General features: G+C 52.1%; 12 protein-coding genes. 11 read left to right on the top strand and 1 reads right to left on the bottom strand.

Annotated elements, in window-relative coordinates; genetic code table 11:
- The 6 genes from HAP95_RS00170 to HAP95_RS00145 form a co-directional block, all read left to right on the top strand.
- A partial coding sequence (locus HAP95_RS00170; RefSeq protein ID WP_215882447.1) for a TOBE domain-containing protein occupies positions 1–348 on the top strand: 348 nt, incomplete at its 5' end.
- Positions 349–376: 28 nt separating this feature from the next.
- Positions 377–1,747, top strand: a complete 1,371-nt coding sequence (locus HAP95_RS00165) for a sugar porter family MFS transporter (RefSeq protein ID WP_215882446.1) — start codon at positions 377–379, stop codon at positions 1,745–1,747.
- Positions 1,748–1,965: 218 nt separating this feature from the next.
- A complete protein-coding gene (locus HAP95_RS00160; RefSeq protein ID WP_215882445.1) occupies positions 1,966–3,291 on the top strand; it encodes a putative porin in 1,326 nt (441 codons plus the stop codon).
- Between the two features lie 22 nt (positions 3,292–3,313).
- Complete coding sequence (locus HAP95_RS00155) at positions 3,314–3,832, top strand: DsrE family protein (protein WP_215882444.1); 519 nt, start codon at positions 3,314–3,316, stop codon at positions 3,830–3,832.
- Positions 3,833–3,986: 154 nt separating this feature from the next.
- Positions 3,987–5,606 (top strand): GspE/PulE/PilB domain-containing protein, encoded by a 1,620-nt coding sequence (locus HAP95_RS00150; protein WP_226832310.1) that lies wholly within the window; start codon positions 3,987–3,989, stop codon positions 5,604–5,606.
- A complete protein-coding gene (locus tag HAP95_RS00145; protein WP_215882443.1) occupies positions 5,596–6,777 on the top strand; it encodes a GspE/PulE/PilB domain-containing protein in 1,182 nt (393 codons plus the stop codon). The genes HAP95_RS00150 and HAP95_RS00145 overlap by 11 nt, the downstream gene beginning before the upstream one ends.
- A gap of 918 nt (positions 6,778–7,695) precedes the next feature.
- Here HAP95_RS00145 and HAP95_RS00140 read toward each other — a convergent pair.
- Positions 7,696–7,896 (bottom strand): recombinase family protein, encoded by a 201-nt coding sequence (locus HAP95_RS00140; RefSeq protein ID WP_438263644.1) that lies wholly within the window; start codon positions 7,894–7,896, stop codon positions 7,696–7,698.
- Positions 7,897–8,053: 157 nt separating this feature from the next.
- Between HAP95_RS00140 and HAP95_RS00135 the strand changes: the two genes are divergently transcribed.
- The 5 genes from HAP95_RS00135 (at position 8,054) to HAP95_RS00115 (ending at position 9,857) form a co-directional block, all read left to right on the top strand.
- Positions 8,054–8,305, top strand: coding sequence for an AbrB/MazE/SpoVT family DNA-binding domain-containing protein (locus HAP95_RS00135; protein ID WP_215882442.1), 252 nt, complete (start codon positions 8,054–8,056; stop codon positions 8,303–8,305).
- On the top strand, positions 8,302–8,697 hold the full coding sequence (locus tag HAP95_RS00130; RefSeq protein ID WP_215882441.1) for a type II toxin-antitoxin system VapC family toxin: 396 nt from the start codon (positions 8,302–8,304) through the stop codon (positions 8,695–8,697). The genes HAP95_RS00135 and HAP95_RS00130 overlap by 4 nt, the downstream gene beginning before the upstream one ends.
- Positions 8,585–8,989, top strand: coding sequence for a BrnA antitoxin family protein (locus HAP95_RS17600; RefSeq protein ID WP_226832308.1), 405 nt, complete (start codon positions 8,585–8,587; stop codon positions 8,987–8,989). The genes HAP95_RS00130 and HAP95_RS17600 overlap by 113 nt, the downstream gene beginning before the upstream one ends.
- A 291-nt stretch (positions 8,990–9,280) precedes the next feature.
- Positions 9,281–9,526 (top strand): methyltransferase domain-containing protein, encoded by a 246-nt coding sequence (locus tag HAP95_RS17405; RefSeq protein WP_215882448.1) that lies wholly within the window; start codon positions 9,281–9,283, stop codon positions 9,524–9,526.
- Positions 9,423–9,857: a hypothetical protein gene (locus HAP95_RS00115; protein WP_215882440.1), complete on the top strand. Its 435-nt coding sequence runs from the start codon at positions 9,423–9,425 to the stop codon at positions 9,855–9,857. The genes HAP95_RS17405 and HAP95_RS00115 overlap by 104 nt, the downstream gene beginning before the upstream one ends.
- Positions 9,858–10,765 lie beyond the last annotated feature (908 nt).

Below are 10,765 nucleotides of genomic sequence, written 5' to 3'. Positions count from 1 at the left end.
CTGCGGGACGAAGGGCAGAGCGTATCTCGTTTGCCGCTTCCACTCGTTCTGCAGTCTGGCCTGAAAAGCGCCGTAGATCGCCAGGTGATTCTGGGTATTCGCCCGGAGCAAATCACCGATCCGGGTAGTGCGCGCGAAGGGAGTGCCTTACACACCGTGGAGCTTATGGTGGAAATGACGGAGCCCACGGGTGCTGATACCTTAGTATTTACCCGGCTGAACAAAACCCCATTAGTGGCCCGTGCGCATCCTTCCACAAAACTGGTACAGGGTACCAATACGCCTCTTTCCTTCCACATGGAGCGTGCCGTATTCTTCGATCCGGATGATGGGCGACGCTTGGCATAATTAATATTCATGAAGTTTTGGGGGTAGCATGCTGCAGCCCGAACGGTCAGTAAAACATCAAGATTGGCGATTTGTGCTGATTGCTGTGATAGCGGGTCTGGGTGGTCTCCTGTTTGGTTATGGAACCGGGGTGGTTGCGGGGGTTTTGCTCTTTCTGGCGCATGACTTCCAGCTCAATGGAACCATGCAGGGATTGTTTGTGGCGGTGGCCTTGGCTGGTGCCGCGTTGGGTGCCGCCATTTCCGGGTTGCTGGCAGATCGATGGGGGCGGCGCCGGGTTTTGCTGGCTACCGCCGCACTGTTTGTTTTCGGAAGTCTGCTGGCCGCGCTGGCCAACAGTGTGGCACTCCTTTTTCTGGGGCGCGCCTTTCTGGGACTGGCTATTGGGGTTGCTTCAACCGTGACCCCGCTTTATCTGGCCGAAATTACCACCCCAGAGCGGCGCGGGGCCATTGTCACCATTAATCAGCTTTACATCAGTATCGGGATTTTCATTTCCTACGGGGTAGATCTTCTGTTTAGCGATCTTGGCAGTGGCTGGCGCTGGATGCTGGGGTTAGGAGCCTTGCCCGCACTTATTCTTTTTGTGGGAATGTGGATATTACCGGAGAGTCCGCGCTGGCTCATAAAGCAAGGGCTCATCGATCGGGCCGAATCCGCTTTGCAGTACTTGCGCAGCACTACGCAGGTGGCAGAAGAGCTGGAATCCTTACAGCAGGGCAATGCGAACACACAGCGCATGGCGCTGCGTAGCCTGTTCAATAACCGGAAGCTGCGCCGCCTGATGATCATCGCTGTGGGCCTGGCCGTTTTTCAGCAGGTGACCGGTATCAATATCGTTTTATACTATGCGCCGAAGATTTTGCAGGAGACTGGCTTGTCTTCACCTTTCATGGCCATTCTGGCGACGGGCGGCATTGGTTTGGTGAATGTCCTGGCGACCATTATTTCCATGCGCTTTTTGGATAGTCTGGGACGCCGCAAATTGTTGTTATGGGGATTGTGGGGAATGTTGTTCAGCTTGCTGGGCCTCTCGCTGGAGTTTTTAACGAATTTGCAGGGAGCGTTGGGGGCTACGCTCATCGTTTTGACGTCGGCGGTGTTTGTCGCTTTTTTCGCGATGAGTTTAGGGCCGATATTCTGGTTGTTGATTTCTGAAATTTTCCCGCTGGCTATTCGTGGCCGCGCTATGAGTCTGGCCACGGTGATCAACTGGCTGTCTAACATGCTGGTGGCTGGAGTTTTTCTGGATCTCGTTGGCGCTATTGGCCGTGGTGCGACGTTTCTGATTTACGCCCTCATGACTTTTTTGGCCATACTGTTCACGCTGAAGCTGGTGCCAGAAACCAAAGGCCTGAGTCTCGAAGAAATAGAGCGACAATTTATTAGTATTCCTTAATAGAGGAATATGGATTATTTGTTGTGTTCTTTTAAGCACAAGTCCTTGTGCTATTTTGTCCGCATCAGCGGATCCTCTTCAACAATAATCACGGGTTTCATTGTGGCACGAACCTTGCTTTCTGTTCGTAAGACGAAGTTCAACGGCATTCCCGCGTTGTTGGTCGTCGTTTATTTCAAAATATAAATATTTAGCCAAAACATCGCGAGGTGATGAACATGTATCACGGCCATAAATTTTCCAGAAATACGCTTATTGTCGCAGCAGCCATGCTTGGTTTGTCGCCACTGGCCCATGCCGCCAACTGGTTTGAGTTGCAGGGAATTTCTCCTGCCAAAGCCCCGTTGTTTGGCGTTTCGGGATTTATTGAGCCGAGTTTATATGCACAATCCGGCCGGGAAGACCGCCTTGAAAGAAATCAGATTCCGCATATTGATCTCATAGCTCCAGGGTTTTCGCAAAGCACTACTGCTAATATTCTGCGGGCACGAATCATGTTGCGCGGAAACCTGAATAAGCATATTTCCTATTTTTTTGGTGGAGAGTTTGGTGATAATGGTTTCACGCATGTGCGTGGCGGTTATCAACCTGGTCTCATTGATGGGCATTTTACTTTTAGTTATATTCCGGGAGCCAGAATTGAAGCGGGTCTTATTCGTGCACCAAGTTCCGAAGGAGCCATGCAAGGGTTCATGAGTTATAACTTTGTATTGTCATCGACAATGATCGGGCAATTGATGCAGCAACCAATGTATAACTCCAGCAATCCTTACAAAATCAATCCTGCCGTGAACGCGTACTTGATTAATGGTCAACAGACTCTAGGTGTTAATGCCTTCCGCTATCCAGGCATCATGGCCTTTGACTGGTTCCGTAACGGTCATTGGGAATTTACCTATGGCGCCATGATCGGGATGTTTGGAACCGTGGCCGCTGGCAATCAATCCAGCAGCCCTTTATATGCGGCGCGCTTGCAGGAAGCTTATATATTTGGAGGAAAAGGACCCTTCCGTAGCGATGTGCAAGCGGGCGTCTGGTATCAGCATGCCAGTCCTGAATTGAATGACACCAGTTACAGTATGAATCGCTACGGCGTGGATGTGCAGTATTTGCAAGGATATATGCACCAATGGGGTCGGCAATTCCGCTTCCAGTATATGCGTGGTACCGGCTGGATATCGGCAGCTTCGGCATTCAGCAGCGCCCCTGGTCTGCCCGCACCGCTGACCAACACCCAACTTTATCCCGGCAGTCAGAACACGGCCAATGGTTACATGCTGGAAGGCGGCTTGTTTTTGACCAAGCATATTGAGGCGAATTTACGGTATGACTATTACGACCGCTTGCCCAATGATTCAGCACAGCAACGCATATTCAAAACCTGGGCTATTGGGCTGCAATATCATTTCACGCCGTTGACCAAAATCATGGCCGGTTACTACTTCCGGACGCTGGATGTACCGCATCAGCCTAATCCGCCGGCAGATAGTATTTCCGATGCCGTGGATAATGAATTTGCCATGCAGGCGATGATTGCCTTTTGATGAAGATAATGAGGAGATGGTGATGTTATTGAAGAACTTTTTGAAGGTGGCCGTATTGGCCAGCGCTTTGCCGGTGATGGGCATGTTGGGCATGACCACTGCCTCGGCCAATGTCGATTCGGCCAATGTTTCGATGCTCCATGATTTTCATTTTAATCACCCCACTTTTATTCATGACTTGCCTTTTGCCGAGCATCATGTAGTGATCCAGGTCAGTCAGGCTAATCCAGCCCGCTGGAATCTAACCTTGAATAATGCGCAGAATCTGCTCAATTATTTTGGTCAGCAGAAGGTTCAGATTGTTGTCGTGGCATTTGGTCCGGGCATCAAAATGTATCTCCCCAACAGCCCGGTGGCGAGTCGCATTGCCGCGATTAATGCTGAAGGCGTGGAGTTTGATGTGTGCCATAACAGCATGGAAGAGTTCAAGAAGAAAACCGGCCATCTTCCCAAGCTGGACCCTTCGGTGGTTATTGTTCCGGCAGGTATCGTCCGCATCATGCAACTGGAGCATGCTGGTTTCAGCTATATCAAACCCTGATATCCTTTTACGATCGTTCTTCCGTCCTTAGGATGCTAGGCACCTTGTTGTCCATGCATCCTTTTTTAATGGATGAATTCATAATCTCTTTATCTATCCAGAAATTTTATTGCTCGCGACTACGTCTGGTCACTGCTGCCACGATTTGTTTATAATGGGCGGTTTGCATCTGCTTATTTGCGCAGGTACGCGCTTGCGCGCTGTCGGCATTCTGCCGCTGAGCATTATTATTTGGGGTATTACGATAGAAGCATTAGCAAAAGAGAAACAACTGGATGCCTTGAAGGACCACTACGGTTGTCCTGTGGTCGAATATGACGAGGGCTTGGCCGCATCCCAGGCGATCCTCCGCCGACTGGACGTGGACATGCTCAGAAATGAGTTGTGGTTGCCTGTGGCCTGGACTGCGGATAGCGCTGAAGTCATTGTCTGTACAGCCGATGATCCCGTGTTGCTGGCGCATATCCGGCAAACTCTGGGTGTCGAAAACCTCACTTTCAGGGTAGCTACGCGCCCTGACCTCATTCGCCTGATTGAAAACAGTGCTGATCTGAATGAGGATTTTCCCGTTTATGGCGGGCGTACACCACTGGCTAAAGTTCGTACCTTTCTGGCCGGAGACCGCACCCGCTACTCCGCTCAACGGACCCGTTTTGCGCGCAGCCGCACCGGGCTTGCCCTGGCACGTACGGGGGTGGCGTTGACCAGTATTGGTGTCGCTTTTTTGCGCTTGTTTGGTGGCGGAACCTGGTTGTTTTTTGAAATCCCACTCCTGGTTTTCGGGATTCTTGCCATGATTGACGGCCTGCTCTGGTATCTACCGGCGCGCCGGGAATCGCGCGCCATCAAAACCTATCTCCCCTACGAAGTTCCCGAAAACTATTCAGCCCTGAATGTGGTGGATCCGGGCGGGCAGATGGCATTTCGACGGAGTCCGGTGATTGAAGGATCTGCCGGGCTGCGCGCGGCCTGGGATGCACTTTCTCCGGTCGAGAGACGACGTTTCCTGGCGAATGACCGGACCAATCTTGCCGAAGAACGCACCATTCTGGCTTACTTGCGGACGATGATGGCCAAAGCGCGGACGGGACTCGCCTTTGCCCGGACGGGTGTGGCTTTTGCGGCTATCGGTATTGGCTTCATCCGCAAGTTCCCTACCGGTCCCTGGTCGATTTTTGACTGGAGTCTGATTGCGATTGGACTTTTCATGCTGGTAGAGGGGTTTCTCTGGTATCAACCCGGGCGGGATGCCGCCAATCGTGCGCTGGAAGCAGTGAGTAATGCCCACGGCAAACGCGGGCCTTGGGATCTCATTTTTCCCTCCTTATGCCTTTATACCCACAAAATAGATCCGGTAGTGGAGGCCAATGCCGAGCAGGCGCGCCCTGGGGTTTTTGCAACTACCGGCCTGGCTCTTGAGCGCACCATCCTTGCGGATAAACGCAACGTCATGTCGCGGCTGCGGACGGTCATGGCCCGGGCGCGCACCGGCATGGCTTTCATCCGCACCGGCTTCAGCATCATGACGGTGGGCGCCGGACTCTACATATATTTCGGATTTACGGGCCATGTAGACATCCTCTGGACGGTTTTTGATGCCGTGTTGGTGATTATTGGTCTGTATCTCATTGTTGATGGCCTGCGCTGGTATCTGCCGGCAGAACGGGTCAAGCGCAGTTCACCACTTGTCGACGGTAGTTTTGAAATCGCCGATGCCGATTATAGTCAACCGAAAAGCGCCTGGAAGCGCAGCTCTTATCCACATGAACACTGAAATATCTCCCTATTATCCACTGGTTGAGCAGGGCATTCTGAGTGAAACCCTGCTCCAGTCAGTACTACATAGTGCCGCCAAGCGTGGTGTCGACGCCGAACGCATCTTATTGAAGGAATTGGCAGTGACGCGCTGCGCCTTGCTGGAAGCCCTGGCTCAGCATTATGACTGTGCTTTCACGCAATATGATGAACGGTTGCCCGTACCGCAGTTGTTTTCCGTCCTGGATGGCAAGGTACTCCGCGCCGGAGAGTGGTTTCCGATCCGGCAGATGGGGGACACGGTCATTATCGCTGCGGCTGACCCGAACGACCCGAATATGCGTGCCCAGGTTCAGAAACTGGTCCCGGCTCATCATTACGAATTTCGTGTCGCGCTCAAAGAAGACATACGCTGGTACATACAGGACTACAAGCATGCCGAGGCACCCTTGCTCATTGGCATTGAGCGCACGGGCCTGGCCTATTGGCGCAACACCATGGCGCACTGGCGCACCAAGCTGGCTGCACATCGCACGGCCCATGCCCGTGCCCGGACGGCCATGAAGTTACTGCGCTGGGGCCTTGCCATGGTGGCGCTTGCCAATGTGCTGACCAAAGTCACCCACAACGACCTCTCACCCTATCACCTGCTGATTTTGTTGGCCGGCGTTGTCCTGGCACTGATTGGCTTGTTTGATTATCTGAAGGTGCGCAGCGCCCGCATGGATTTGCCCTGCCAAAGTGCTTTGATTGATATCACCACCGAGAACGTGCGCTTTACCGATCGCTATCATTTGCCGGAAGCGCCGGTTGAGGCAGAGGATGCCAGTGCCCTGGCGAGACTGGCTGCGGCTATTCCCCGCTACTGTTCGATTTTGCGCCCGGTCCCGGCCAGCAAGGAGCGTACCCATCTGGCCCGCGAGCGTAATATGCTTGCGGCTCAGCGCACCATTGCCGCCAGTCACCGCGCCTCCTACGCGCGCGCCCGAACCGGGTTATCGCTGATCCGCACCGGTGTGGCATGTATCGGTCTGGGTCTGGCCCTACACAAAATACTGGGCGCGACACCCTACAGTTTCACCGATTACATTCTGATTGCTGCGGGCTGCCTGATGCTGGTGGATGGTTTGTTCTGGTATCTGCCTGCTCGCCGACTCAAATATGGCTTGGGGCGCGACATCAAGCCCTAGCAGCCCGTCGGTTTTAACTTCGGACTAGCGCCAAATTTTGGACCGATTTTTTTGATAGGAAGTGGACGGGTTAGGAAAAATACCCCTAAATCCGAAAATACAGAAAAGGACCATAGAAATAATCATTGGAATGATTGATCCAAAAGGAAATGCCTAGTTGGGAAGCGTAGGGATAAGCATTTTTAACAAGCTGTGGGAAAGGACTCGAACTAGCGAAACCTGGCGTATAGTTATCGTTGTCGTTATGATGGTTTTTCTGCTTTTTGCGCTAACCGTCTTACTTAACGCTCTTGGGAAAGCATTTGATGGCGCTGCTAAATTCATCGAGGCATTTAATTCAAGCGGACTCCACTTTGATAGTATGGATATCTCAATTAAGTTTGCCACCGGGTATCGGAAATAGTCAGGCCATTCTCTGCCACAGAGGAGCATTTACTCTCCACAATTTTTCAATCCAGAGTCAGACCGCAACGTCATCGCGCCAGAAATGCTGTTTCAGATGGCTCTCCATGGTTAAATAGTGGGTAAATTTGGCGCAGGACGTGATTTTAGCGGTCGAGTGAGCGCATGATGGGTGTTTGCACGACAGCGCAACAAGTCACAAAAAGCTTAATGACGGGGTAACGGCGCTTACGATACGCTGAGGCTTACTGGCGGAAAGCATAGCAGTACGCACGAAACAAGGAGGAGGAAACGGATGGGGATCACGGCTGATGAATGGTATGCGATGGCAGATAACATGACAGCCGCCCAGCATGGGGGTTGAACCACAAACCGCCGAAATTTCCGTCGCCCGGAAATCGAGGCGTTGCTGGCCAATGGCTCCACTCAAAAGTTCATCGCCGTGCGATATAAGACCACCCCGGCCAACCTGTCCAATTGGATCAGAAAAAATGGCATCAAGACATCGCTGTATAGCTAATATGATGGCGTTAATGGCGTAATGCGGCTATTTTTTGTCCCAGCATGCTTGAACCCGGCCAGGCCGGGCCGGTCTGACTTGGCCCCGGAAGCCGTGTCCTCGAAAACGCGTTCGCATCCCGCTTTGCGTAGCGCATCCGTCTGTAAGGCGGTGTCCTGTTCCGCCGTCGATACCCGCGCATAGCCGATCAGTGCCATTTGCCACCTCTTTTGTCCGAAAACCCATTAAACAAGCACGCTACCGGACATTGTCCGGCCTGGCCGGCTAACGGTCGTTTTACGGACATTTACAGTAAGGCGCTTATGCATTACCATGACGGGACGTCAACCTACAAGATCGCGAGGGCACACCACCATGACTACATTGACCGTTACCGCACGGGGACAGGTGACGTTCCGCAAAGACGTACTGCAACACCTTGGCATCAGGCCTGGTGACAAGATCGATCTGGACTTGCTGCCAGATGGCCGTGGGGTGCTCAAGGCGGCACGGCCCGCCGGGACAATAGCCAGCTTTGTTGGCCTGCTTGCGGGCAAAACCCAGAAGGTTGCTACCATCGAAGAAATCAACGAAGCGGCTGCACAAGGCTGGGCCGGTAAGCAATGAAGGTCGCAGTCGATACCAACGTCCTTGTGCGTGCAGTTGTGCGTGACGATCCTGCACAAGCGGACGTTGCCGCCGCCGTCTTGACCGACGCCGAGTTGATCGCGGTCGCTCTGCCGTGTCTATGCGAATTTGTTTGGGTGCTGCTGCGTGTCTACGGCTTCCAGCAAGCCGACGTGGCCGGCGCGATCCGGGCACTACTGGCCGCCGCGAATGTGGAAGTGAACCGGCCTGCCGTGGAGGCTGGCTTGATGGTGCTCGACGCGGGCGGAGACTTTGCCGATGGCGTCATTGCCTACGAAGGCCACTGGCTTGGCGGGGAGACCTTCGTTTCCTTCGATAAGAAAGCGGTGGCACTTCTTACGGTGCAAGGGCAATCAACGCGCCTTTTGTGACGGACATAGGCACGAACGAATTCCACCGCCTGGCCGCGACGATCGACCAACACATGCAGCAGCTTGCCGTCCAGGGTGTCAGCGAGGTGCCGTCGCCATAGAGCCGGGAAAGACCCGCGTGACTATTCGCTTAGATAACGACGTATTGGACTGGTACAGAAAGCAGGCACAGGAACATGGCGGCAATTATCAGACCGCGATCAACGCCGCTTTACGGGAACAGATGACCGCGCAGGATGGCGCACTGGAACGGGTATTGCGGCGGGTGATTCGTAAGGAAATGCTGGCCTGATTGTAAGGTCTCATCATACCCGGTTTTGCGGCTTGCCGGGTGTGAGGAGAATCAGTACATTAGCGACAGAGAGAAAAACGTCCACGAGACACAATGATGCATTGTGTCTCGTGGACTGAACCCTTTTGCCAAATGGCAAGAATGAAAATCAATCAGTGTACAACGTAATGGATTAAAAATAATATGATCTCACATGACAAGCAAACACTAAATACTCCAAATCCGATAGCTCGATATGCACACAGAAACAGATTAAAACGCTCGATATCTCTTGTGACATCCTAGCCTGATATACATAAGGTTCTTGATTACGGCTGCGGTTCTGGTAATTTCATTGAGGCAATTCAAGGAATAAATGGAATAGAAGCAGTCGGGTTTGAGCCATACATGAAAGAAAGAGTGAATTACAACTCGCCTATTTATGAAGATTTTTATGCTGTTGAAGCTGCTGGGCCGTTTGACCTCATTACAATATTTGAAACCATTGAGCACCTTACTGACACTGAACTTAAAAACTTTCTGTATCAGGCAAATTAAAGTGTTACTTGATAAGGGAAGAATATTATTTTCTGCCCCAATTGAGATAGGCCCTGCCGTGCTTATGAAAGAATTAAATCGATGTATATTACGTAGATCAAAGCCAGAAAACAGCCTCAGCGAGTTATTTTTTGCATCGATTTTTGGAGTTGCTGCGAGGCGAGATAAAAACAACAAAAACAGCCACAAGGGATTTGATTTCAGGGAAGCAATCTGTTTTTTGGAAGAGGAGTTTGGGCCGGTTACCATAGACTCCTACGGCCCACTCCCAACAGGGACATGGTATGGAAATTCGCAGGTTTATTTTTGGCTAACAAGACGCACCCTCTGATAGTTATTCCACTGCGCTTCAGCGCCTGTCAGCCACCCGGATTAACCCTCCGCGTGTCTGAACATCAAAAAACCAACAAACACCTTCATTTCAGCAGACGACGTGCCGTGAATATCGGCACTTTGCCCAAATTTCGCCCAAGTGCCCCCGAAAAACCGCATTATTTGTGACGAGTCACTAAATATCGTGTAAGGCTGTCAGATTCCGTGACGTGTCACAATATGGCATCGTTTCGCAGTAACGCCCTTCAATCTCCCAGCCCATGCCCCCGATCACGCCGTTTTCGGTTGCAAGCCGCTACAGCTACGCATCTTTCTGGCTTCAGTCATGGCCACAGGGGATGTGGGCAACAGTTCGTCAATTCTTCTTTATTTCGTCGGGTGCGGAGGTGTTGCGTGAAAAATGTCCCGGCAGTTCATGTGAAAGTCCTCGCTGGAGGCTCTCTTGGTCATAAAAAGAGGCCGCTCCAAATCCAACGGTAGATCGGCTGGGGAAATAAACACCGGTGATGGGTCCGACTTCGGATTCCGGGTATCGTCCATTCAATAAGTCCTCCTGATTTTCGACAACAACAAATCTTAATTGATGCTGCGCAACACCGAGCCTGTCGATGACCAAATCCGCTCAATCTCTGCTGCCCTCCAACACATCCAGCGCGGGGGATGCTTGCGCAAGTCACTATCGGCTCAGTGAGACACCACCGACGGGCTGCCAGGAGTTCAGAACATGAAACCCAGCCAGGAATCGGGCTCATGCCTAGCAATCGTCCCGCAACCGGCCGTTTTTGAGAAAACGTGGCATGCTATTGCGTCGGCCCCATCGGCGTGATAACGTCACGTTATTACCTCTGGAGGTCATCATGCGCAAAGTTTTTCATACCCGCCAATTCATGGCGGGCAATTCACCTG

This window comes from Acidithiobacillus sulfurivorans, assembly GCF_018853815.1.
Taxonomy (GTDB): domain Bacteria; phylum Pseudomonadota; class Gammaproteobacteria; order Acidithiobacillales; family Acidithiobacillaceae; genus Acidithiobacillus; species Acidithiobacillus sulfurivorans.
The sequence above is the reverse complement of the archived record's forward strand: the minus strand, read 5'-3'. Positions and strand labels throughout refer to the sequence as shown.